This is a genomic window from Paraburkholderia kirstenboschensis (genome assembly GCF_032806925.1).
Classification (GTDB): domain Bacteria; phylum Pseudomonadota; class Gammaproteobacteria; order Burkholderiales; family Burkholderiaceae; genus Paraburkholderia; species Paraburkholderia kirstenboschensis.
Map to the genome: position 1 here is coordinate 207,441 of NZ_CP136513.1, position 23,583 is coordinate 231,023.

Annotated in this window: 22 protein-coding genes and 2 tRNA genes; 9 read left to right on the forward strand and 15 right to left on the reverse strand. The window is 63.5% G+C overall.

Annotated elements, in window-relative coordinates; all coding sequences use genetic code 11:
* Positions 1-39 precede the first annotated feature (39 nt).
* Positions 40-546: an acyl-CoA thioesterase gene (locus tag RW095_RS23595; RefSeq protein ID WP_128585448.1), complete on the forward strand. Its 507-nt coding sequence runs from the start codon at positions 40-42 to the stop codon at positions 544-546.
* Positions 547-735: 189 nt separating this feature from the next.
* Here the strand turns inward: RW095_RS23595 and fumC are convergent, their stop codons facing one another.
* From fumC to RW095_RS23620, 5 genes are all read right to left on the reverse strand, one after another.
* The gene (fumC, locus tag RW095_RS23600; protein ID WP_317021389.1) at positions 736-2,136 is read right to left on the reverse strand and encodes a class II fumarate hydratase; all 1,401 of its coding nucleotides are present in this window, start codon (positions 2,134-2,136) and stop codon (positions 736-738) included.
* Between the two features lie 15 nt (positions 2,137-2,151).
* On the reverse strand, positions 2,152-3,801 hold the full coding sequence (locus RW095_RS23605) for a phospholipase D family protein (RefSeq protein WP_317021390.1): 1,650 nt from the start codon (positions 3,799-3,801) through the stop codon (positions 2,152-2,154).
* A gap of 157 nt (positions 3,802-3,958) precedes the next feature.
* Positions 3,959-4,918 carry a ketopantoate/pantoate/pantothenate transporter PanS gene (gene panS / locus RW095_RS23610; RefSeq protein WP_317021391.1) on the reverse strand — a complete coding sequence of 320 codons (960 nt, stop codon included), beginning with the start codon at positions 4,916-4,918 and terminating at the stop codon, positions 3,959-3,961.
* A gap of 471 nt (positions 4,919-5,389) precedes the next feature.
* Positions 5,390-6,802 carry an MATE family efflux transporter gene (locus tag RW095_RS23615; protein ID WP_317021392.1) on the reverse strand — a complete coding sequence of 471 codons (1,413 nt, stop codon included), beginning with the start codon at positions 6,800-6,802 and terminating at the stop codon, positions 5,390-5,392.
* A gap of 325 nt (positions 6,803-7,127) precedes the next feature.
* Positions 7,128-7,346: an RNA-binding S4 domain-containing protein gene (locus RW095_RS23620; RefSeq protein WP_011489423.1), complete on the reverse strand. Its 219-nt coding sequence runs from the start codon at positions 7,344-7,346 to the stop codon at positions 7,128-7,130.
* 310 nt (positions 7,347-7,656) lie between these two features.
* Between RW095_RS23620 and RW095_RS23625 the strand changes: the two genes are divergently transcribed.
* The 3 genes from RW095_RS23625 (at position 7,657) to RW095_RS23635 (ending at position 10,856) form a co-directional block, all read left to right on the forward strand.
* Positions 7,657-8,121 carry a hypothetical protein gene (locus RW095_RS23625; RefSeq protein ID WP_317021393.1) on the forward strand — a complete coding sequence of 155 codons (465 nt, stop codon included), beginning with the start codon at positions 7,657-7,659 and terminating at the stop codon, positions 8,119-8,121.
* A gap of 94 nt (positions 8,122-8,215) precedes the next feature.
* Positions 8,216-8,497 (forward strand): hypothetical protein, encoded by a 282-nt coding sequence (locus RW095_RS23630; RefSeq protein WP_317021394.1) that lies wholly within the window; start codon positions 8,216-8,218, stop codon positions 8,495-8,497.
* A 229-nt stretch (positions 8,498-8,726) separates the two neighbouring features.
* A complete protein-coding gene (locus RW095_RS23635; RefSeq protein ID WP_317022653.1) occupies positions 8,727-10,856 on the forward strand; it encodes an ATP-dependent helicase in 2,130 nt (709 codons plus the stop codon).
* Positions 10,857-10,982: 126 nt separating this feature from the next.
* Here the strand turns inward: RW095_RS23635 and RW095_RS23640 are convergent, their stop codons facing one another.
* From RW095_RS23640 to fdxA, 8 genes are all read right to left on the reverse strand, one after another.
* Complete coding sequence (locus RW095_RS23640) at positions 10,983-11,750, reverse strand: DUF4088 family protein (protein ID WP_110404864.1); 768 nt, start codon at positions 11,748-11,750, stop codon at positions 10,983-10,985.
* Between the two features lie 325 nt (positions 11,751-12,075).
* Positions 12,076-12,405, reverse strand: coding sequence for an AzlD domain-containing protein (locus tag RW095_RS23645; RefSeq protein WP_317021395.1), 330 nt, complete (start codon positions 12,403-12,405; stop codon positions 12,076-12,078).
* Complete coding sequence (locus RW095_RS23650; RefSeq protein ID WP_317022654.1) at positions 12,402-13,082, reverse strand: AzlC family ABC transporter permease; 681 nt, start codon at positions 13,080-13,082, stop codon at positions 12,402-12,404. Before RW095_RS23650 ends, RW095_RS23645 begins: the two co-directional genes overlap by 4 nt.
* A gap of 127 nt (positions 13,083-13,209) precedes the next feature.
* Positions 13,210-14,040, reverse strand: coding sequence for a helix-turn-helix transcriptional regulator (locus RW095_RS23655; RefSeq protein WP_317021396.1), 831 nt, complete (start codon positions 14,038-14,040; stop codon positions 13,210-13,212).
* Between the two features lie 130 nt (positions 14,041-14,170).
* Positions 14,171-14,647 (reverse strand): CreA family protein, encoded by a 477-nt coding sequence (locus tag RW095_RS23660; protein WP_317021397.1) that lies wholly within the window; start codon positions 14,645-14,647, stop codon positions 14,171-14,173.
* A 230-nt stretch (positions 14,648-14,877) separates the two neighbouring features.
* Positions 14,878-14,953: transfer RNA gene (locus tag RW095_RS23665), tRNA-Asn, on the reverse strand.
* Between the two features lie 62 nt (positions 14,954-15,015).
* Positions 15,016-15,091, reverse strand: a tRNA-Asn gene (locus tag RW095_RS23670).
* A gap of 117 nt (positions 15,092-15,208) precedes the next feature.
* On the reverse strand, positions 15,209-15,532 hold the full coding sequence (gene fdxA, locus RW095_RS23675; RefSeq protein ID WP_020069367.1) for a ferredoxin FdxA: 324 nt from the start codon (positions 15,530-15,532) through the stop codon (positions 15,209-15,211).
* A 297-nt stretch (positions 15,533-15,829) separates the two neighbouring features.
* Between fdxA and pncB the strand changes: the two genes are divergently transcribed.
* The 5 genes from pncB (at position 15,830) to rmuC (ending at position 21,815) form a co-directional block, all read left to right on the forward strand.
* Entirely contained in the window at positions 15,830-17,026 is a 1,197-nt protein-coding gene (gene pncB / locus RW095_RS23680; protein WP_128585460.1) for a nicotinate phosphoribosyltransferase, read from the forward strand.
* Between the two features lie 128 nt (positions 17,027-17,154).
* Complete coding sequence (locus RW095_RS23685) at positions 17,155-17,817, forward strand: LutC/YkgG family protein (RefSeq protein WP_317021398.1); 663 nt, start codon at positions 17,155-17,157, stop codon at positions 17,815-17,817.
* A 78-nt stretch (positions 17,818-17,895) separates the two neighbouring features.
* Positions 17,896-19,326 carry a sodium:proton antiporter gene (locus RW095_RS23690; protein WP_394365187.1) on the forward strand — a complete coding sequence of 477 codons (1,431 nt, stop codon included), beginning with the start codon at positions 17,896-17,898 and terminating at the stop codon, positions 19,324-19,326.
* A 54-nt stretch (positions 19,327-19,380) separates the two neighbouring features.
* The gene (locus tag RW095_RS23695; RefSeq protein WP_317021399.1) at positions 19,381-20,370 is read left to right on the forward strand and encodes a 2-hydroxyacid dehydrogenase; all 990 of its coding nucleotides are present in this window, start codon (positions 19,381-19,383) and stop codon (positions 20,368-20,370) included.
* Positions 20,367-21,815 (forward strand): DNA recombination protein RmuC, encoded by a 1,449-nt coding sequence (gene rmuC, locus RW095_RS23700; RefSeq protein ID WP_317021400.1) that lies wholly within the window; start codon positions 20,367-20,369, stop codon positions 21,813-21,815. The genes RW095_RS23695 and rmuC overlap by 4 nt, the downstream gene beginning before the upstream one ends.
* Before the next feature lie 91 nt (positions 21,816-21,906).
* Here the strand turns inward: rmuC and RW095_RS23705 are convergent, their stop codons facing one another.
* The gene (locus RW095_RS23705) at positions 21,907-22,182 is read right to left on the reverse strand and encodes a hypothetical protein (RefSeq protein WP_006053283.1); all 276 of its coding nucleotides are present in this window, start codon (positions 22,180-22,182) and stop codon (positions 21,907-21,909) included.
* Positions 22,183-22,262: 80 nt separating this feature from the next.
* A complete protein-coding gene (gene moeA / locus RW095_RS23710) occupies positions 22,263-23,564 on the reverse strand; it encodes a molybdopterin molybdotransferase MoeA (protein ID WP_317021401.1) in 1,302 nt (433 codons plus the stop codon).
* Between the last annotated feature and the right edge of the window lie 19 nt (positions 23,565-23,583).

Genomic DNA, 23,583 nt, shown 5'->3' on the forward strand with positions numbered 1-23,583 from the left:
ATCGCCTCCTTTCAATGCATCCGATTGACCGGAGTCAAGATGAGCAGCCATCTCTCAGCGCCGCTGGAACGTTCGGAAACCACGTTCCGCTTTCTCGCCGAACCCAGCTCGGTCAACTTCGGCGGCAAGGTGCACGGCGGCGCGCTGATGAAGTGGATCGACGAAACCGCGTATGCGTGCTCGGCGGTGTGGTCCGGGCGTTACTGCGTGACGGTCAGTGTCGGCAATATTCGTTTCCGTCGACCGATTCTGGTGGGCAACCTCGTCGAATTGCGCGCGCGCGTGGTGGCGACAGGGCGCACCAGCATGCACATCCATGTGTCGGTGCAGGCTGGCGACCCGAAGGGCGGCGAGTTGCTGCAAACCACGGATTGTCTCGTCGTGATGGTTGCGGTCAACGAAAACGGGCACCCGGTGCAGGTGCCGTCGTTCGTGCCGGAAACCGACGAGCAGAAGCGCCTCGCGAAGTACGCGATGGACGTGAAGGAAGCGCTCGACGCGATCGTCGAGCTGAAGCCGGAAGAAGTGGCACAGGGCAAGGTTTGAACGACGCTTGCTGGCGTTGACCTGGGCGCCGGCAAAACTGCAGGCAGCGAGCCACCGGCGGCGGGCTTTTGCCGCTTAAGCATCCGCTTTCCCATCCCGGCTAATCTGGATCAAACCAGCATCGAATCAAACCGGGCGACTCACCGCGAGTCGCCCAGCGCGTAAAGCGCGCGAGCGGCGAGGCGCCAATCACGGCGCCGAATGGCCCACCATATCGCCCGGCCGCACCCATTCGTCGAACTGCTGCTCAGTGACATAGCCGAGCGCGAGCGCCGCGGCCTTCAGCGTGGTGCCCTCCTTGTGCGCCTTCTTCGCGATCTGCGCGGCCTTGTCGTAGCCGATGTGCGGATTGAGCGCCGTCACGAGCATCAGCGATTGGTTGAGCAGCGCGTCGATCCGCTCGCGATTCGGCTCGATGCCGACCGCGCAGTTTTCGTTGAAACTGAGAGCGCCGTCGGCGAGCAGGCGGATGGATTGCAGCACGTTGTGCGCGATCATCGGCCGGAATACGTTCAACTCGAAGTTGCCGCTCGCGCCGCCGATGTTCACCGCGACGTCATTGCCGAGCACTTGCGCGCACAGCATTGTCAAGGCTTCGGACTGCGTGGGATTGACCTTGCCCGGCATGATCGAGCTGCCCGGTTCGTTCTCCGGAATCGACAGTTCGCCCAAGCCGCAGCGCGGACCACTCGCGAGCCAGCGGATGTCGTTGGCGATCTTGTTCAGGCTCGCGGCCACCGTCTTCAGCGCGCCATGCGCGAAGACGAGCGCATCGGCTGCGGCCATCACCTCGAATTTGTTGGGCGCGGAAACGAACGGCACGCCGGTGAGCCGCGCGATTGCAGCCGCGACCTTGTCGGCGAATTGCGGATGCGCATTCAAACCGGTGCCGACAGCCGTGCCGCCCTGCGCGAGTTCATACAGATGCGGCAACGTCGATTCAACATGACGGATGCCATGGTCGAGCTGCGCGACATAGCCCGAGAACTCCTGACCGAGCGTGAGCGGCGTTGCGTCCTGCAAGTGCGTGCGGCCGATCTTTACTATGCCGGCAAACGCTTTCGCCTTGCCGTCGAGCGTGTCGCGCAACGTCTTGAGCGCAGGCAGCAGATGCTTGACGATGCCATGCGCTGCGGCCACGTGCATGGCCGTGGGGAAGACGTCGTTCGACGACTGGCCGCGATTCACGTCGTCGTTCGGATGCACTTTGCGCGCTTCGCCGCGCTCGCCGCCGAGCAGTTCGCTCGCGCGATTCGCGATCACTTCGTTCAGGTTCATGTTCGTTTGCGTACCGGAGCCGGTTTGCCAGACCGCGAGCGGAAATTCTTCCGGATGCTTGCCTTCGATAATCTCGTCGGCCGCCTGCATGATCGCGTGCGCCTTCGTCTCGTCCAGCACGCCGAGGCCCAGGTTCACCTCGGCGGCGGCGCGCTTGATCACGGCGAGCGCGGTGATCAGTTCGGGCGATTGCTTCTCGGTGGAAATGCGGAAATTCTGCAGCGAGCGCTGCGTTTGCGCGCCCCACAGATGAGCGTTCGGCACAGCGATTTCACCGAACGTGTCGCGCTCCATTCGTACGTCTTCAGTCATGGTTGAGCTCCGCTTTTAAAGTTCTGCGTTGACCGGCAATAGGGAGAATAGCCCCGTTAGCGCGTTCCGGTATAACCCTGCCTGCGGGTCGAAAATATAGGTGCGGCGCGTGCCGTCTTCGACATCGGTCCACACGAGCGGGGACAGCGGCGCGCCGATCGAACGGAGATAGGCGAGCTGCGCGTCGTCGGCGAGCGTCACGCGATAGCTTCGCTCGGGCGCCGTGGCGCCGTCGAAGATATCGGCGACCTGCGCAGCAAGTTGCGGGCTGTGGATCACCAGCGCGAGTTCGGTATTCAGATGCGCGGAGCGCGGATCGAGGTTCATCGAGCCGATCACCAGAATCCTGCGGTCGATCACATAAGTCTTCGCATGCAGACTCGCGCGCGAACGCGACCCGGCGATTCCCGCCGTGGGCGTGTCCTGGCGTGGCTTGAACTCGTATAACTCGACGCCCTGTTGCAGGAGCGGCACGCGAAACGGGCTGTAGCCCGCTTGCACGGCGACCGCGTCGGTGGCGGCGAGCGAATTCGTCAGGATCGCTACACGCACGCCTCGGTGCGTGAGTGCGCCGAGCGCCGTCACGCCGGTTTCGTGCGGAACGAAGTAGGGCGACACGACGAGGAAATCCTTGCTCGCGTCCTTCATCAGCTCGCCAAGCCGCTTCATCGGTGGACTGACGTAGTCGGGCGACGGGCTCTCGATCTTCTCCGGCTGGTCCGCCTGAAACTCCGCGTGCGCCCAGGTCAGGCCGAGTTGCTTGCCCGAAATCTGCGTGGCGAGCGGCGTCGCGTTCAAGGGCTTCGCGTTGTACGGATCGGCGTTGGTGCGCCAGTGCTGGCGAAGGTCGTCGCGCGTCTGATCGAGTTCCCCGCGATCGAATTTCTGCTTGTTCAGCACGCCCAGCGGATACGCGACGCTGCTGTTCCAGTAGTCGTCGAAGCTCGCCGAGACATCGGCGGTGATCGGGCCGGCGGCGAGCACGTCGATGTCGCGAAACTGCAGGACTTCGCTCGCGCTGAAGTATTCGTCGCCGAGATTGCGGCCGCCGACAATCGCCAACTGGTTGTCTGCGATCATCGCCTTGTTGTGCATGCGGCGCGTGAAGTGGCCGATCTGCGTGAAGACATTCGTGGTGCGCTCGAACATGCCTTCACGCGCGCTACCGAACGGGTTGAAGACGCGAATCTCGATGTTGTTGTGCGAATTCAAGCCCGCCATGATGCGGTCGATGTCCTTGAAGTTCAGGTCGTCGACCAGCATGCGCACGCGCACGCCGTGATCCGCCGCGTACAGCGCCGCGCCGAGCAGCAGCTTGCCGGTGGTGTCCTCGTTCGCGATGTAGTACTGCATGTCGAGCGTTTTTGTCGCCGCACGGGCGAGCGCGATGCGCATCTGCAATGCGTCGGTGCCGCTCGAGAGCACACGAAAACCCGATTCCCCCGGATGAGCGGCTTCAAGCGGTTCTAGCGCCGCACGAAGCGGCGTGGTTTCGGTCGGGGCTAACGCGTGAGTGACCGGGCGATCGAACGCGGTGGCGGGAGGTTTGCTCGCGCACGCAGTCAGAAATGCCGACGTGCAGCACAGCAAGAAAAAATGTCTGGCGGCGCCGATCGCGCGCTTGCGTTGCGTCGCGGTCTGCTTTTGTTCTATATGCCACTGCACGCTTTTTCCCCTTGTTGTTCAGGCTTTTCGTGACGGCAGCGCAGATGCTTCAGCCGCGCTGCCGAGAAATCCATTCTAAGGGGAATCGCGCCGCCGGACTGTGCATCGCGGCACGCCGGCGGCGCGTGGGACCGTTATGAGCGGTGGTCCGAAGCCGTCAGACGCGTTCGGTGTTCAGCTCGCGCTCGCCTTCGGCATACGTCGAGCCCTTCGCCGGACGCCCTGCCCAGAAACCCGCGAGCAGCGACCCCGACAGGTTGTGCCAGACCGAGAACAACGCGCCGGGCAACGCGGCAATTGGCGTGAAGTACAGCTTGCCGAGCGTCGCGGCGAGGCCCGAGTTCTGCATGCCGACTTCGATTGCAAGCGTGCGGCAAACGGCTTCGTCGAAACCCAGCAGACGGCCGCCCCAATAGCCGCCGAGAAGACCGATGCCGTTATGCAGCACCACGCCGAACATCACCACGAGGCCGACGGATGCAATGCTCTTTTGCGTGCCGCCCACCACCGCACCGATGATCAGCAGAATCGCGACCATCGAAACGAGCGGCAGCACCGGCTCGATCTTGCGAACGGCCTTGCTCAACAGATGATTCACCACGAGGCCGATCACGATCGGCAGCGCGACGATTTGCAGGATGCTCATCAGCATGCCGTGGACGTCCACGGCGATAGACGCATCCACGTAGAGGCGCGTGAGAAGCGGCGTCGCAAAGACGCCGACGAGCGTGGACAACGCACTGATCGTCACCGACAGCGCGACGTCGCCGCGCGCCAGATAGATCATCACGTTGGACGCGGTGCCGCTCGCCACGCTGCCCACCAGCACCATGCCGGCGGTCAGATCGGGCGGCATGCGCAAAGCTTTCGCGATTACCCAGGCGGCGAGCGGCATCACGAGGTAATGCAGCACGATGCCTGCGATCACCGGCGCCGGCCGTGTGAAGACGCGCTGAAAGTCGGCAACGGAAAGCGTGACGCCCATCGCCAGCATGATGATGGTCAGAAGCGTGGTGACGTGCGGAGCGATGCCGGCGAACGAAGCCGGCGAGAAGTACGCCGCAACCGAAACGAGCACGGCCCAAACGGGAAAAAGACGGGTGATGCGGGCAAGCATGGGGCAAGGTCCTTGGTTATGTTTTATGGCGAGAAGAGGGGGTTGCTTGTTCGCAAGCGAGCGCGGCGCTGAAGGCCGCGACGGTCTGCGGGGCGGCGGCGCCTCACGGATTGCAGCGCGCGCCTATGGGCACGTCGCGCCGTACGTCGCGGGTTGCTGCGGTTACGTCGCGAGAGAACGGCAGGTTGTCAGCGGATGGTGGACCTGCCGGCGGCGCGGTCCTTTGTGAGGCGCGCAAGCGGAGCTTCGGTGGATGGACGCGGGTTCGCGACAGGCATCGAAGAAGTCATGCATTTTAACGTTGTGGGCGCGAGCTTGCTGACTCTCTGGTTGCGCGTGTAACGAGTTCGCGGGGACGTTGTCTTGCTGTGCCGTAGTTCCCTTGTGCGGCAAGACCGCCCGCCCGCCATGGCCGCGCGGCTCTACCACGCACAGCGGGCGTGCTTCAAACGACGAGTCCGTTCGCGGCGCTCAAACCGATGCGGCAGGCGGCGCATCTTTCGCGACCGGCACGCGCCGCAAGCTTAGCTTGTGAAAGCGCAGCGTCATCAGCAGCGCGACGCTCGCGAGGCCGGCCGCGAGTCCCCACCATAAACCGCGAGCGCCCAGCCCGGCATGAAACGCAAGCGTATAGCCGGTCGGAAAACCGATCACCCAGTAGCCGAACGCGGCGGCGATCATCGGTATGCGGGTGTCTTTCAGACCGCGCAGGCAACCTGATCCAACGGTTTGCATGCCGTCGACGATCTGAAAAATCGCCGCCACGCCGAGGAGCGAACTCGCGAGCGTCACGGTCACCGCATTGGCCGGATCGTCCAGGTGCAGATAGAGGCCCACTATCCAGTGCGGCGCGGCGATCAGCACGATTCCCGATAGCGTCATGAAGCCGACGCCGAGCGCCAGCGCGACGAAGCCCGCGTGGCGCGCGGCGAGCGGCTGCCCGGCGCCGGACCAGAAGCCGACTCTCACGTTGGCCGCCTGGCCGATGGCGAGCGGCACCATGAACGCCACCGACGCGACGTTCAGCGCGATCTGGTGCGCGGCCAGTTGCGACTCGCCGAGCAGCCCGACCATCAGACCGGTCGCGAGAAAGAGCGTCGATTCCACGCCGTAGGTGATCGCTACGGGCCAGCCGATACCGAACAGTTCGCCCATCAGCGGGACGTTGGGGCGCGTGGCGACCACGAAATGGCGATAGCGCGGCCGTAGGTGCAGGAGCGCCATCAGCACGAGCGCGGTCAGCCAGACGGTGATGGACGTCGCAGCGGCCGAGCCGAGAAAGCCGAGCCGCGGCAGCCCGTAGGCGCCGTGAATCAGTCCGTAGTTGAGAAATCCGTTCACGCCGACGCTGATCAGCGACACCCACAGGAGCCGCCGCGCCGCGCCGATCGCCGGCAGGAAAGAGCGCATCAGACCGACGCCGATCAGACTGCCCAGAGCGCCCCAGCGCAGCACCGCCGCATATTCGCCGACGTTGTGCGCGAGCAGCGCCGGTTCGCCGAACGCAAGCAGGATGGGCGTCGCGAAGGATAGCAGCGCGAACGCCGGCACCGACAGCAGCACCGACAACACAAAACCGGTCCAGTAGATGTGCGGCACGCGGCTTTCTTCCTGCGCGCCGCGCGCATGCGAAACGCTTACGCTGACGGACGTCAGCACGCCCTGCAGCAGCGTCACGACGACGAAGAACAGGTTGGCGCCCAGACCGCCGGCCGCGAGCGCGTCCGGCCCGAGAGAGCCGAGCAGGATCGTGTCGGTGACGCCCATGGCCATTTGCGACAGTTGCGCGATGGCGAGCGGCGCGGCGAGCCGTGCGGTGTCGGCGGCGTGGCGGGAAAGGGTCGGCGGACGGGTTGCTACCCGGGTGAGGCCGGATTGAGTCATGGAGCGCGTGAAAGTTTGACGGAATGACGACGCCGTGACCGCCGGCGACAGCGGCCCCGGAAGCACCCGCGGCACTGAAGGCACGCAATGCACGAGAGACGCGCGGGCCCACGGTCGCATGACGGCTCACGGGCCCCGCGATGACGCCCGTCAGCGCGGCTCCACGCGGTTTCCCGGAGGGCCCAGCAGCCGGCGATGTCAGCGGGGCGGCTCGTCTAGCGAAACCAACAGCTTATTGCGTGACCGCTGCAAAGTCGATGGACGAAGCACGTTTTTGGTGCGCGAGTTTGCTGCGGAATCTCGTGGTTCGACCGGGCAGCAGCCGTCAGGCTTCGTGGACCGCGATCCGCGTGTCGCCGAGCAGCACCACCTGACCCGCGCGGATCTTGCACGTTTTACGCGTTTCGACTCGGCCGTCCACCGTCACGGCTCCGTCCGCCACCATCATTTTTGCCGAGCCGCCGCTGTCCGCGAGCCCCGTGATCTTCAGCAGATTGTGAAGTTCGACGTAGTCGCCGGTGAGCGTGAAATCGAGGTTGGGCATGGGCATTGCACCTTCAGGCAAGGGGTTCGCATCATAAGCCACAAGCTTGCCCCGAAGAAGTCGCGTTGTCTCGCGCAGTGTTTCGTGAACGCATCGCAAGCAAATGCAAGCAGATGTTATCCGCTTGTCGGAAAGTGAAACGTCGCGTAACACCGGTCGCCACGATTGAACTTCACTCGTAAAGTGCATCTCAGCAGGAAAGCTTGCCGGATCTAGTTCGGCTATGAGCAGACCGGGAAGGTGTCCAGCGCGCCCAGCGCGATGCAGGATAGCTCCACCCGGCCACAACAACTCTAGAGAGGAATTTGCCATGACCCAGATTCGTACGCTCCTGATCGGAACCGCCATGACCGCATTCGCCGCTACCGCAGCGGTGGCGCAGACCACGCAGCCCGTTCAACCGGTCGCGGGCGTGAATACGCAGGCACAGCTCCAGACGCCAGGCGCCGACGTCGCGCCGGCCGCGCCCGCTGCTCAGGGCATCCAGCCGGTGACACCGGCACCGACGCGCCTGACGGCCTCGGGCTCCCCAGATCCGCTGGTGCAAAAGCGCGAAGCGAACGCGAAGGCTAATGCGGAGTACCGCGCGTCGAAGAAGGCGTCGAAGGCCGAGTTGAAGGAACAGCAGAAGGCTGCCAAGTCCGAATACAAGGAGCAAGTGCGCGACGCGAAGATCAACAAGAAAGCGGACAAGCAGGCCGCCGACAACGAAATGAAGATGAACCTGCAAAGTCAGGCGGGCGTGCAGCCTGACGGCGGCGAGGTTAAGCACTAATAGCAGGTCGAGCCGCGGGCTTAGTAAGCCCGCGGCGTCGAACCTGGTTTAAGCCGCTGTAGTTGATTTGATGAGCCTGGTAAGGAGGTATCGCATGAGCAACACTCAATCTACGAAGTCCGCAAAATTTCTCACGGGACGGCTTTGCGCGCTGCTGATCGCGGGCTGCCTGTCGTCGGCCGCATTCGCGCAGGCAAGCGATCCGGCCGCAGCGCCGGTCACGCACGCCGATCAGAAGGCGGCGAAGCAGCAGGCCAAGGCGGACAAGAAGGCGGCTGTCGCGCAAGCCAAGGCGGACAAGGAAAAGACCGAAGCTCAGGCCGACGCCGACAAGGCGCATGCCGAGGCCACTCTGAAGGACGCGAAAAAGCAGTAGGCTTTCTGCTCCCGGATGAGCAGACGCGTCTTGCTCGACGAAACGGCCCGTCTCCGAGAAGCAGACGGGCCGTTGTTTTTCGCCGGCGCGGGAAACGTGCGTGCGATGCGACGCGGCGCTCGTGTGACTGCCCAGCAGCCATGCGAAAAAAGGGCGCTTGTGCGCGCGGGTTGTATGGATATACAGTATGCGTCGCCGTTTCCATCCATCGAACGCCTTGAAAAACACCGTGCTTGCCGTCGCAGAAACGCCGCCGCCGTCCAATACCGCCGCCTGGCTTGCCAAGCTCAACGACGCGCAGCGCGAGGCCGTCGAATTCGGCGCGGCTACGCCTCATGCACCGCCGGGCGCCTTGCTGGTGATTGCGGGCGCGGGCTCCGGCAAGACCAGCACGCTTGCACACCGCGTGGCCAATCTGATGGTGAAGGGCGCCGATCCGCGCAGAATCCTGCTGCTGACGTTTTCGCGCCGCGCGGCGCTCGAAATGACACGCCGCGTCACGCGCATCGCCACGACGGCGCTCGGCACGCGCGCCGCGCTCGCGCAAGGGCTGACATGGGCGGGCACCTTCCATAGCGTCGGTGCGCGGCTTCTGCGCGAATATGCCGAACTGATCGGTCTCGCACCGGCTTTCACGATCAACGACCGTGAGGATTCCGCCGACCTGATGAATCTGGTGCGGCATGAACGGGGCCTATCCGCGAAGGAACGGCGTTTTCCGGCCAAGGGAACCTGCTTCGCCATTTACTCGCGCGTCGTGAACACCGGCGCGTCGCTCGGGCAGGTGCTCGACAGCGCGTTCCCGTGGTGTCGCGAGTGGGAAGCCGATCTGCGCATGCTGTTCGCCGCCTACGTCGACGCCAAGCAGAAGCAGAGCGTGCTCGATTACGACGACCTGTTGCTCTACTGGTCGCATATGGCCGCGGAGCCGGCGATTGCCGCGGATATGTCGGCGCGCTTCGATCACGTGCTGGTCGACGAATATCAGGACACCAACCGCCTGCAGGCGTCGATCCTGCTCGCGCTGAAGCCGGACGGACGCGGCCTGACCGTGGTCGGCGACGACGCACAGTCGATCTATTCGTTTCGCGGCGCCACCGTGCGCAACATTCTCGATTTCCCGGCGCATTTCGATCCACCCGCGGCGCAGGTCACGCTCGAACGCAATTACCGCTCGACCGAGCCGATTCTTGCCGCGTCGAATGCGGTGATCGAACTGGCGAGCGAGCGCTATACCAAGAACCTGTGGACCGACAAGGCGTCGGCGCAGCGTCCCCGGCTCGTCACTGTTGCGGACGAGGCCGACCAGGCCCGCTATATCGTCGAGCAGGTGCTCGAGGCGCGCGAGCAGGGCATGACGCTGAAGTCGCAGGCGGTGCTGTTTCGCGCCGCGCATCACAGCGCCGCGCTCGAGATCGAACTTACGCGGCGCAACATTCCGTTCGTGAAGTTCGGCGGCCTGAAGTTTCTCGATTCCGTGCACGTCAAGGACGTACTCGCGGTGCTGCGCTGGGCCGAGAATCCGCGCGACCGTGTGGCCGGTTTTCGCGTCGTGCAGTTGTTGCCCGGCGTGGGGCCGGCCACGGCCGCCAGAGTGCTCGACAAAATCGTCGCGCGCGCCGGCGTGGGCAATCCCGCCGACACCGCGGGGGGCACGCTCGCCGCGTTTGCGCCGCCGCCTCGCGCGCAGGAGGACTGGCATCCGTTCGTCAAGCTGATGTCGACCGTGTATGGGCGGCAGACGCCATGGCCTGCGGAGTTCGAGATGGTGCGGCGCTGGTACGAGCCGCATCTGGAGCGCAATCATGAAGACGCCGCGATCCGTCATGCCGATGTGTTGCAGATGGAGAGCATTGCGGGCACGTATGCATCGCGCGAGCGCTTTCTGACCGAGTTGACGCTCGATCCGCCCGATGCCACAAGCGACGAATCGGGCGTGCCGCTCATCGACGAAGACTATCTGATCCTGTCCACCATCCATTCGGCAAAGGGACAGGAGTGGCGCAACGTGTTCGTGCTAAATGGGGTCGACGGTTGCATTCCGTCCGATCTGGGCACCGGCAGCGAAGAGGAAATCGACGAAGAGCGCCGCCTGCTCTACGTGGCGATGACGCGTGCAAAGGAAGACCTGCATATCGTCGTGCCACAGCGCTTTTACGTGCACAACCAGACGCATATGGGCGATCGTCACGTGTGGGCGTCGCGCACGCGTTTTATCCCCACGCACCTGATGCCCCTGTTCGACGCGTACGCGTGGCCGCGCGTGCCGATGCCCAGTGCACCGACGGCCGCGGGGCTTGCCGCGGCGGCGCAGGCGAAGGTAGAAATCGGAGCAAGGCTGAGGAAGATGTGGGACTGAGCCGTGCGCTGGTGGGCGGTCGGGCGGGTCGATGCCGGGCAGGCTGCTGTAGCTGCTCGGGGAGCTTCCCCGTAGCCTCCCGGTAGCAGCCAGCTAGCTCCACACGCTGGCTGCCGCTTGGTAAAGCTAGCGCGACTGCCGTTGCTGCTGTTGCGGTGCCGGACGCGGCGGCACGAAGAAGTTGCGCAGCCACGCCGCCATTCGCGAAAACACGTCGTAGGGTTCCTCGACGAAGATTTCCGGCTTCAGCAGGCGCAGATATTCCATGATCTGTTGCGCTTCCTGCTTCTGGAACGAACCGTGCGAAATGCCGAGCCGCAACAGCCCGCGCAGTTCGCCCAGCTTTTCGCGCGCGGTGCTGCCCACGCTCGTTTCGCACGCCACCTTCGCTTCATACACACGCTGACGCAGCGATTCCACGAGCCGCCATGCAGGCGTCTGCATGATTTCCTCGAGCGCCTGAATGTCTTGCACCGCGCCCTTGATCTGCGCCGACAGCGGGTCGACCAGCACGGCGTCGCCTTCGGCTTCCTTGACGATCGCCGCCGCCCAGTCGCGACATTGCTTGGCCAACTCTTCCGGCGTCCACTCCGAGCGCGCCGCAAAGCCGAAACCGAATTCGCCGGCCTGCCGCATCAGAATCGCGACGACGTCCGGAAATTCCTTGTCCAGCGTGCGTTTCGCCCATGCATACTGGCCGCCCTGCAACATCCGCTGAACTGCATGTTCGGTCAGCGGCACCATGTTGTCGAGCAGCTTGGCTCGCAGAAAGTCCTCGAACGAAGGCGTCGCGAACTGCGGATCGAGCTTCAGCGATACGCGCAGAAATGCATCGAAATCCTTGCGCAGCGTCGCAATGGTCTCGTCTTTGAGCGTGAGGGTAATTTGACCCATGTGTCTATCCCGTTTGGTCCTGCCGCGCGGCCTCGTCGTGTTTTTCCGGTCGCAAGCGGACCCGGAAGACTGGACGTGCAATGGCTGCGCGTTTGATTCCTGCCTGTTGCCGCGTCATTGGCGGGACGTATCCCGACGAGCGGACCTCGACTGCATATCGGCGGATCGACGGGAAACTTAAGGGTTTTGTCGGATTTGAGGCGGGCTCGGTAGCGATGCCGGAGAGGTTTTGCGGCTCTCGATCAAAGTCGGCGGTGAAGGCGGAAGCCGCCACCGCCGGCTGCTTCCGCGTGAGTGAGCCCTTACTTGTTGGACCCCATGCGCGTTATCGCAGCACCACGCATTGCCAGACAAAAAACACCGTGAGGCCCACCGCGATGGTAACGAGCGGCCGCCGTGTCAGTGCGCTCACGAGGACAGCGGCCAGTGCACCGACCAGTTGCGGATTGCGCCACGTCAGCTCAGCGCCGGTGTCGGCGCCATGCGGCGAGACGGCCATCGGCACGATGATTGCCGTTAGCACGGTGACCGGCACGAAGCCGAGCGCGGTGCGCACCAGAGGCGGAAACACCAGCCGGTCGCCGAGCACGAAGACGGCGGCGCGGATCACCCCCGTGATGAGCGCCATGCCGAGTATCAATACGACGTAGTTCATCGCGATCCCTCCGCCGACCTGCGCGCACGCCGCAAGCCGAAGCCCGATGTGGAAAGCAGTACGCCGACCACGACGCCCGCGAAGACGGCGGCGAGCAGGCCGAGCTTGTACGGCCACGCTTGCCAGAAGAAGGCCAGCGTGCCCGCGGTCACCGCGGCCGCGATATAGCGCAACGCGATGAGCTGCGGCACGACGATCGCGACGAAAGTGGCGACCATCGCGAAGTCGAGTCCGAGCGATTGAAGCCCGGGGAAGGCCGCGCCGAACAGCAGGCCGGCGATTGTCCAGAGCTGCCAGTTCAGGTACATCGCGAGACCGGCGCCGAAGAAATAGTGCGGGCCGACGGTGCCCGGCTCGCGGTTCCGATAGTGCTCCCACGCAACTGCGAATACTTCGTCAGTGAGGAGCGCGCCAAGAGCCCAGCGCCAGCGCGCCGGAAGATGCGCGACGTGCGGTGCGAGTGTCGCGCTATACAGAACATGACGCAGATTGACCACGAGCGTGGTCGCCCAGATCACCGCGAAACTAGCGTGGCCCGCGATCAGCCCAAGCGCGATGAATTGCGCCGAGCCCGCGAATACCACGAGCGACATCAACTGGCCCTGCCACAGATGTAGCGGCCCGGACGCGACGAGCGTGCCGAAAATGACGCCGAAAGGCGCCGAGCCGACCATCATCGGGATGATGTCGCGCGCGCCCGCCGTGACTTCCCTTAAACGGACTGAGTGGGTCAAAACTTGCCTCCTTTGAGTCGGGAAGCATAACGGGCGGGGCAGAGCCGGGCTTGTACGTTCTTGCGGACGATCACTGTCCCTGCCAGCGTCCGGGCGGCACGCCGAACATGCGCCGGAAATGCCGCGTGAAATGGCTTTGATCGGTAAAGCCGCTGGCGGCCGCGACGTCTGTTACGGGGACGCCGGCGCGCAACGGCGCGAGCGCGCGTTGCAGGCGTACCTGATTGCGCCAGGCGTGGGGCGGCAGACCTGTCGCGCGGTTGAAAAGGCGCGCCGCGTGAAACGGCGAGAGTCCGGCCGCCTGCGCCACTTCGGCGAGCATGACCGGTTCGAGCAGGTCGCCTGCCAGGCGTTCTTTCATGACGGCGACGCGGGCGTCGTCGACGGCCACGCGCGAAGGCTCGGGCAGCGTCTGCGAATAGCGCACGAGCAGCGTGGAGAGCGCGTCGAGCATCGCGGTTTCGGCTGCCAGCGCGTCGCTGCCCGTTTCCAGCATGCAGTGCGCGTTCGCGAGCCGCGCGGCAAGGTCGGGATCGCGAATCACGCCGGGTGCGAACCACGGCAAAGGCTGCGGTTTGCCGGCGACTTGATCGGCGAGTTCGTGAATGAATTGCACCGGCGCGTACATTACGCGATACCGCCAGCCTGCTTCGACCGCCTTCGAGCCGGTGTGCAGTTCGCCCGGATTAATGATCGGCACGCCCCCGGCTTCGGCGACATAGTCTGAACCGCGATACCGATAGCCTTCGGCGCCCGCGACGATCACGGGAATGGTGAACGCATCGTGCCAGTGCGGCGCGAACTCGTGGTCGTGATATTCAGCCGTGAGCAGGTCCGCGCCGGGCAGAAGCGGCGTGCGCCAGTAACGGGCTGAATTCTGGAAACGATGGACGGCGGTCATTGCATGGCTCTCGCACGGCCAGTCAGTTTAGCGCGGAGAGGCGGCTGCGGGCGCAACGGCGAGCGTCGTTCGGCGGCGCGCACCGTGCGCTTTTTCGTAGGACGTCGCTCGCGCTGACCTGCGAGGTCGGTCACTTCAGGGGGATTGTGGTGCCGGCCGGCATCGGCACGGCGCTCACGCTGTTTTTCGCGCTGCCGCTGACGACCCGGTCGCTGTAAGTGAGATACACGAGCGCGTTGCGCTTCGTGTCGACCACGCGTACCACATGCAACGCCTTGAAGATCAACGACATGCTCACAGAGAACACATCGGCTTGCTGCTTCAGCGGACCAGTGAAATGAATTGCACCGACCTGACGGCAGGCGATCGACGCCTCCGTGGGATCTTCCGCGATGCCGAGCGTGCCCTTCACGCCACCTGTGCGCGCGCGTGACACATAACAGGTCACGCCTTGAACGAGAGGATCGTCATAGGCCTCGACGACGACCCGATCGGAACCGGTGATGTGAAAGTTCGTATTGACGCTGCCGACTTCTTCGCCGTGCGCGACAGGCAAAGCGACGGCGGCAGCGACTGCAAGCGCGATGTGCAACGTGGTGATTTTCATGAGATGGCCGGATTGAGCAGGGAGCGTTGGAGGCGTGGTGTGCGCCGCAAAGCTGTCATCGTATACCGCCGGAAGATTGGCGAGACGATCGGCAAAACCTCGCCAGACGAGCCTTGGAAAAACCGCCGTGAATGATTGGTGGAGAACGACGCGCCGACCGCGAATGAGGCGCCTGTCTTGAAGGAAGAGCAAAACAAAAAGGCCCGCACGGATGCGGGCCTTTGAAATTTTGGCTCCTCGACCTGGGCTCGAACCAGGGACCTACGGATTAACAGTCCGGCGCTCTACCGACTGAGCTATCGAGGAACAGCAGCACAACTTGATCTACATAAAAAAGCCCGTCTTGGTTAACGGGCTTTTGCAATTCTTGGCTCCTCGACCTGGGCTCGAACCAGGGACCTACGGATTAACAGTCCGGCGCTCTACCGACTGAGCTATCGAGGAACAGAAAAACAACAGCAGAGAAACGAAATTGTAGGAGGAGCGTTGGCGCCTGTCAATACCTTGCGTTCATCTCAATTTGATCCGAACTGTCAGGACGTGTGACGGGCTCAGAAACGCTCACCGCGCGAGCAGGGCGAGCTTTTCCTTGACGTCCTTGAACTCGTCGGCTTCCGGCAACGGCGCCTTGGTCTTGGTGATGCTCGGCCAGTTCTTGGCGAGATCGGCATTCAGCTCGATGAAGTTCTGCTGGTCGCCCGGCACGTCTTCTTCGGCATAAATGGCGTTCACCGGGCATTCGGCCACGCACACTGCGCAGTCGATGCATTCATCGGGGTCGATCGCGAGGAAGTTGGGACCTTCGCGAAAGCAGTCCACCGGGCACACATCGACGCAGTCGGTATAGCGGCACTTGATGCAGCTTTCGGTCACAACGTGAGTCATTCAGGCAGCTCCTGCATGCGGAATCAGGGAAGGCGCAAACGCCAAAAGCGGTATTGTAACGTAACGTCAAGAGGCGCATGCAGCATCGCACAGCGCCTTTTATATGTTTTCGTGATTAGTTTATTGCCTGCGCAAAGAGTAACGGCTCGCGGTCAGCGGTGCGAGGCGGGCGGCGCGCCCCGAGCCTGAATGACGGCGCATTCGGGTAACATGCGTCAAGCCGGCGCGCACGAGGCGCGTCCTATGCATGGGTTGAGTCAGGCCTTCCGTACTTCCTGCGGTCCAGTTCGCACCATCATGATTATTACTTCGCTGCTCGACACCGATCTGTACAAGTTCACGATGATGCAGGTGGTTCTGCATCATTTCCCCGCGGCCAACGTCGAGTACGGCTTCCGTTGCCGCACGCCGAACGTCGACCTCGTGCCGTACATCGGCGAAATACGTGACGAAGTGCGCAAGCTCTGCCAGCTGCGCTTTACCGACGAGGAGCTCGACTACCTCCGGCGCATGCGCTTTATCAAGGGCGACTTCATCGAGTTCCTCGCGCTCTTTCATCTGAACGAGAAGTACATTTCGATCGAGCCGTCGCCGAAGAACAACGGCGAGATCGACATTGAGATCAAAGGCCCGTGGCTGCACACGATCCTGTTCGAGATCCCGATGCTCGCAATCGTCAACGAGGTCTACTTCCGTAATACGCAGCAGGAACCGGACTACAGCGAAGGCCGCGGGCGTCTCGTCGACAAGATGAAACTTCTGGGCGCGCGGCCGGAATTCGCCGACTGCAAGATTGCCGACTACGGCACGCGTCGCCGCTTTTCCAAGCAATGGCATGAAGAAGTGATCCTCACGCTGAAAGACGGCCTTGGCGAGCAGTTCGCCGGCACGAGCAACGTGTTCTACGCAATGAAGCACAGCCTGACGCCGCTCGGCACCATGGCGCACGAGTATCTGCAGGCGTGCCAGGCGCTCGGTCCGCGGCTGCGCGATTCGCAGATCTTCGGCTTTGAAATGTGGGCGAAGGAATATCGCGGCGACCTTGGTATTGCGCTGTCGGATGTCTATGGCATGCAGGCGTTTCTGCGCGACTTCGACATGTACTTTTGCAAGCTGTTCGACGGCGCGCGCCACGATTCGGGCGACCCGTTCGATTGGGGCGAGCGCCTGCTCAAGCACTACGAGGCGAACCGTTGCGATCCGCGCACGAAGATTCTGGTGTTCTCCGACGCGCTCGACATTCCGAAGGTGCTGCAACTCTACGAGCGCTTCCGCGGCCGCTGCAAGCTCGCATTCGGGGTGGGCACGAATCTGACCAACGACCTCGGCTACAACCCGCTGCAGATCGTGATCAAGATGGTTCGCTGCAACGGGCAGCCCGTGGCGAAGCTGTCCGATTCGCCGGGCAAGAACATGTGCGAGGACAAGGCGTATCTCGCCTATCTGCGGCAGGTCTTCGGCATCGCGCAGCCAGAAGAAGAGTCCGCGAAGTAACGGCTTTGTCACGCGTGTTTTCGCGCGTCCGATGTGTTCCTATGCCGTTCGGCCAGGGTGTTTGCGCGGAGGGTGGCCGGTATAATCTCCGGCATATCGCACGGCTGTCGACACGAGGACTTTCGCATATGGACACATCGATTGCCCGCCGCAACATTCTGGCGCGCATCCGCGCGGCGCAAGGCCGGGAGCCCGAGCCGTCCGCGTCCGAGCGCGAGGCAGCGGCGGACTATCTGGCGCGCCATCCGCCTGGCCCGCGCCCGGATATGCCTGCGGACCTGACCGGGCGCTTCATTGAAGAAGCGCAGAAAATGGCGACCACCGTAGACACGGTAGCGTCGCTGAGCGACGTGCCGGCCGCGGCGTATCGCTATCTCGCGGAACACGCGTTGCCGTTGCAGGCCATTGCCTGGCGCACGCTGGAGGATCTGCGCTGGACCGAAGCGGGCCTCACGGTCGAATTTCGCAAACCGAAAGACGGTGACGTGGTGGGCCTGACCGGCTGCTTCTGTGCGACTGCCGAAACGGGCTCGCTCGTGCTGCTCTCCGGGCCGGACACTTATGCGTCAGCCGGTCTGCTGCCGGAAACGCACATTGCAATCGTGCCGGCTTCGCGCATCGTGGCGGGACACGAAGAAGCATTCGCATTGATCCGCAGTGAGCGGGGCGAGCTTCCGCGTGCGGTCAACTTCATTTCGGGGCCTTCGCGCACCGGCGATATCGAACAGACCATCGTGCTCGGCGCGCATGGGCCGTATCGCGTGCATGTGATCGTCGTACTCGGCGCCTGAGTGAAAGCCACGCTTCTCTTCACGCGTGGGTAACTGCGCGGTGTTCAAGTTATTCCAAATAAGAAGGACCTCCAGCATATGACTAGACGTGCCGTGCCGATGCGCATGGTGCTCGTGGCTGCATTGACGCTGACGAGCTGGCCTCAGCTCGCCTGCGCCGCCACACTCGAAGGCGCATCGCTTTCCGCGCTCTGGGGATTGCCGTTCGCGGGCATGCTGCTCTCCATTGCCGTGTTTCCGCTCGTCGCGCCGGCTTTCTGGCATCACCATTTTGGCAAGGTCGCGGCGGTGTGGGCGATGGTGTTTCTCGTGCCGTTCGCGTTTGCGTTCGGCGGGGGCGCTGCGTTCGGCACGCTAGTCCATGCATTGCTCGAAGAATACATTCCGTTCATCGTGTTGCTGACCGCGCTGTACACGGTTGCGGGCGGCATCTGCGTGCGCGGCAATCTGCACGGCACGCCGCGCCTGAACACAACGATTCTCGCGCTCGGCACGTTGCTGGCGAGCGTGATGGGCACGACCGGCGCAGCGATGCTGCTCATCCGTCCGTTGCTGCGCGCGAATGACAATCGCCAGCATGTTGTGCACGTGGTCGTGTTCTTCATCTTTCTGGTCGCGAATGCGGGTGGCTCCCTGTCGCCGCTGGGCGATCCGCCGCTCTTCCTGGGCTTCCTGCAGGGCGTCAACTTCTTCTGGACCACCACGCATCTCGCGCTGCCCATGTTGTTCGTTTGCGGTGTTCTACTGACAGCGTTCTATTGCCTCGACTCGTACTTTTTCCATCGGCGTGAAGAAGAGCGCTCGCGTTTTCTCGATCCCACGCCCGACTCGCCGCCGCTCGGCACCGACGGCAAGGTTAATTTCATGTTGCTCGGCGCGGTTGTCGCGCTCGTGCTCATGAGCGGGCTGTGGAAGCCCGGCGTGAGCTTCGACATACTCGGCACTCATGTGGCTTTGCAAAACGCCGTGCGCGATGTCGCGCTCGTCGGCGTCACGTTGCTTTCGCTCGCATTGACGCCGCGTGCGGCTCGCGCGGGCAACGACTTCAACTGGGCGCCGATCGAAGAGGTGGCGAAGTTGTTCGCGGGCATCTTCGTGACGATTGCACCCGTCATCACGATACTGCGTGCGGGCGAAGCCGGCGCGTTTGCCGGCGTGGTTCACCTCGTCACCGATTCCGCGGGACAGCCGCACGACGCGATGTACTTCTGGGCGACGGGCCTGCTATCTTCGTTTCTGGACAACGCGCCCACGTACCTCGTGTTCTTCAACCTGGCCGGCGGCGACGCTTCGTCGCTCATGACAACCGGCGCCACCACGCTCGCGGCCATTTCGGCGGGCGCCGTGTTCATGGGCGCAAACAGTTACATCGGCAATGCGCCGAACTTCATGGTAAAGGCGATTGCGGAGTCGCGCGGCGTTCGCATGCCGAGCTTTTTCGCCTATCTGGGCTGGTCCGGTGCGGTGTTGCTGCCGCTTTTTCTCGTCACCGGATGGCTGTTTTTCTGACACTGAGCTTGACGCCGAGGCCGTCGAACTCGACACGCTATACGGAGAATTGCAATGCAGAAGATACTCGTCGCCCGTCCGATTTTTCCCGATGTGATCGAACGGCTCAAACAGTATTTCGACGTCGACTGGAATCAGGGCGACGTGCTATCCGCGGAAGAACTGAAGCGCCGTCTCGTTGACAAGGACGGCGCACTGACCGCGGGCGATCCTGTCGGCGCGGAGGTTCTCGCGGCCGCGCCGCGCCTTCGCGTGGTGTCGAATATGGCGGTGGGTTACAACAACTTCGACATGGCGGCGTTCAACGCAGCCAACGTGCTCGGCACCAATACGCCGGACGTGTTGAACGAGTCGACCGCGGACTTCGGCTGGGCGCTGATGATGGCTGCGGCTCGGCGCATCGCGGAGTCGGAGCACTGGCTGCGCGCCGGCAAGTGGCAGAAGTGGGCGTATGACGGCTTTCTCGGTGGCGATATCCACGGCTCGACGTTGGGCGTGATCGGTATGGGCCGGATCGGCCAGGCGCTCGCACGGCGCGCGCGAGGCTTCAATATGCAGGTCATTTATCACAACCGCTCGCGGGTCGCGCCCGACATCGAAGCCGAACTGAATGCCGAATATGTGTCGAAGCAGGACCTGCTCCGGCGCGCCGATCACGTGGTGCTCGTGCTGCCGTACACGAAGGAGAACCATCACACGATCGGCGCTGCCGAACTCGCGCTGATGAAGCCGACTGCGACGCTGACCAACATCGCGCGCGGCGGCATCGTCGACGACGCGGCGCTCGGCGAGGCGCTGCGCTCCAGGCAGATCGCCGCGGCCGGCCTCGACGTTTTCGAGGGCGAGCCGAATCTGAATCCCGATCTGCTGAGCGTGCCGAACATCGTGTTGACGCCGCATATTGCGAGCGCAACCGAGGCGACGCGCCGCGCAATGGCCAACCTCGCCGCGGACAATCTGATTGCCGGCCTTGGCCAAGGTCCGCGCGCCGGTCAGCCGCCCAACCCGATCAATGCCGAAGTTATCGGCCGGGCGCGTGCATGACGATGATTCTTATCGCGGCCGTCGCAGTGCTGGCGGTTGCGCTCGTGCTTACCGTGGTCTTGCTGATGCGAGTCCACGGTCGCGCTAGTGAGCACGAGCAGTTTGAAATGCTGAACGAACGCATCGATACCGCAGCCGACGCGCAGGCTCATGCATATGAGCGCCTCGAGCGGCAATTGCGCAATGACATCACCGAGACCGCGCGCGTGTCGCGTACCGAGCAGAGCAGCGGCTTCGCGCATTTCCAGCAAACGCTGGCCGCGCAATTCAGCAGCATGACGACCGTGCAGGGCGGCAAGATCGACGGATTCGCGCAGCAACTCGACGCGGTGCGTCACAGCCTTCAGCAGCAGGCGCAGCAGGCGCGTGACGAACAGGGGCGCTCACTCAAGCAGTTCGGCGATACCCTCAGCCTGCAGCTCGGGCAACTCACGGAGGTCAATGATCGCCGCTTCGCCGAGATTCGCGCGACCATCGAACAACGGCTGAAGGACATCGAGGCGAACAATGCCAGCAAGCTGGATGAAATGCGCCGTACCGTCGACGAAAAACTGCATGCCACGCTCGAACAACGCCTTGGCGAGTCGTTCAAGCTCGTGTCGGACCGGCTCGAACAGGTACATCGCGGCCTTGGCGAAATGCAGACGCTCGCGGCCGGCGTGGGCGATCTGAAGAAGGTGCTGACGAACGTGAAAACGCGCGGCACCTGGGGCGAAGTGCAGCTTGAAGCGTTGCTCGAGCAGCTGCTCACCGCCGACCAATACGCGAAGAACGTGGCCACCGTGCCGAAGAGCGCGGATCGCGTCGAGTTCGCTATCCGCTTGCCTGGACGGGTCGAGGCGGGCGGTGCGGCCGCGCCGGTATGGCTGCCTATCGACGCCAAATTTCCGCGCGAGGATTACGAGCGCCTTATCGACGCGCAGGAACGGGCCGACCCCGCCGCAGTGGAAGAAGCTTCGCGTGCGCTCGAAGCGAGGATTCGCGCGGAGGCACGCGCCATCGCCGAAAAATACGTGTCGCCGCCGCACACCACCGATTTCGCGCTGCTCTATCTGCCCACCGAGGGTCTCTACGCCGAAGTGCTGCGTCGGCCGGGTTTGTCGGATCTGCTGCAACGCGATTACCGCGTGACGATTGCAGGCCCCACTACGCTGACCGCGTTGCTCAACAGTTTGCAGATGGGTTTTCGCACGCTTGCCATCGAGCGGCGCTCGAGTGAGGTGTGGCAGGTGCTCGGCGCGGTCAAGACGGAGTTCGGCAAGTTCGGCGACGTGCTGGCAAAGACCAAAGCGCAACTCGAAACAGTCACGCGCTCCATCGAGGCGGCCGAGACGCGCACCCGCGCGATGAATCGCAAGCTGCGCGATGTCGAGGCGCTGCCCGGCGAGGAGGCGAATGGTCTGATAGGCGGTGCGTTGCCGGGCGTCGACCCCGACGAACAATAAGGTGGTAAGGCTGGCGCCGCGCGTGAGCGTCAGCAGTCCGCGCCTGCCGTGTCCGCGGGCGCGGCGGCAGTGGCGCGGAGCGGCGCAGGCATCAGGCTTCTTCCGGTGCGTCGGTCAGCTGGATTTCAATGCCGCCGAATCGCGACGCAACCCAGTTGTATGCGTGGCATGCGATCCACAGCAGGATGAAGCCAAGAATCGCATTCAACAGCAGCGCACTGAACACGGTGCTCAGTTCGACGGAACCGTAGCGCACGAACGCGACGAGCACGCCGAGCAGCACGATCGGCACAGAGAACGTCAGATAGACGAGGATAAGCGCTTTGGCCGTCTGTCCCGGTGCAATGAACGAGATCTGTTTTTTCATGTAAGTCAAACCCGCATGTCGTAGTGGTAATGGGTAAAGCTGAATGTGACCGTGGATGAAAGCGCCGCGAGGCAGAAGCGTCAGATCAAGCCGTGGAACAGCATGATACTTACGCGTTCGCCCTCGCCAATGTCGCCTTCTTCATGGCCGAGCACGATAAAACAATTGGCCTCGCTCATCGAACTCAATACGCCGGAGCTTTGCGAGCCTGTCGGCGTGACTTGCCACTGGCCGTTCGCGGCCTGGCAGGCCATGCCGCGCTGGAACTCAGTGCGCCCGGCGCGTTTGCCGATTGGCTGCAAGCTCACCGCGTGAATCAGCGGCAGCGGCTGCGGCGCGGCGCCCGACATGAGCAGCAGCACTTCGCGCACGATCTGATAGAACGTCACCATCACGGCAACCGGATTGCCCGGCAGACCGAAGAATAACGCAGGTAGTCCAAGACCCGGCCGCTCGCCCGACCATATGCGGCCAAACGCGAGGGGGCGGCCCGGGCGCATGGCGAGACTCCAGAACGCGACGTCGCCGAATGTCTGCAACAGCTGCCTTGTGAAATCCGCCTCGCCGACTGAGACGCCGCCGGAGGTCAGCACCACGTCGGCACTCTCCGCGGCGCTGCGCAGCGCGGCTTCGAGGGCTGCGGGCTCGTCACGGATCACGCCGAGATCCAGCGCTTCCACATTCAGGCGCCGCAACATGGCAAAGAGCGTGTAGCGGTTGCTGTCGTAGACCGCGCCCGCGTCGAGCGGCTCGCCCAAGGAGCGCAGTTCGTCGCCGGTGGAAAAGAATGCGACGCGCAAGCGCCGTCGAACATTGATTTCGCCGATGCCGAGCGAAGCCAGCAGGCCAAGGTCGGATGCGCGGATCACACGGCCCGCATGCAATGCAACGTGACCGCGAGCGAGATCCTCGCCCGCAAGCCGCCGGTTCGCGCCGGCTTGCACCGCGTCGGCTGCAAACCTGATTGAAGAGGAGTCGGCACTGCGCTCGACCAGTTCCTGCGGCACCACTGTGTCGCAGCCTTCCGGAATGCATGCGCCTGTCATGACACGCACGCATTGCGCTGCTCCGACGGGGCCAGCAAACGGATGTCCCGCTAAAGCTTTGCCGACGATGGTCAGCTCGGCGAACGGCGCGCCGCCCGGCAATGCGGCGCCGTTGAACGCATAGCCGTCCATTGCGGAATTGTCGTGCGACGGCACGTCGATCGGCGAAACGATGTCTGCGGCCAGCACGCGGTCGAGTGCGTCGCGCAACGCCACGCGTTCGACGGCCGTAACCGGCTTCGCCCACTGGCGAGTAATCGCCTGAGCAGCCGAAACAGGTAGCGCATGAGGATCGTACTGCGCGACGCAGCGGGAAAATTCGTTATGCGTGGTCATGAAGAGCTGGACGTCGCGG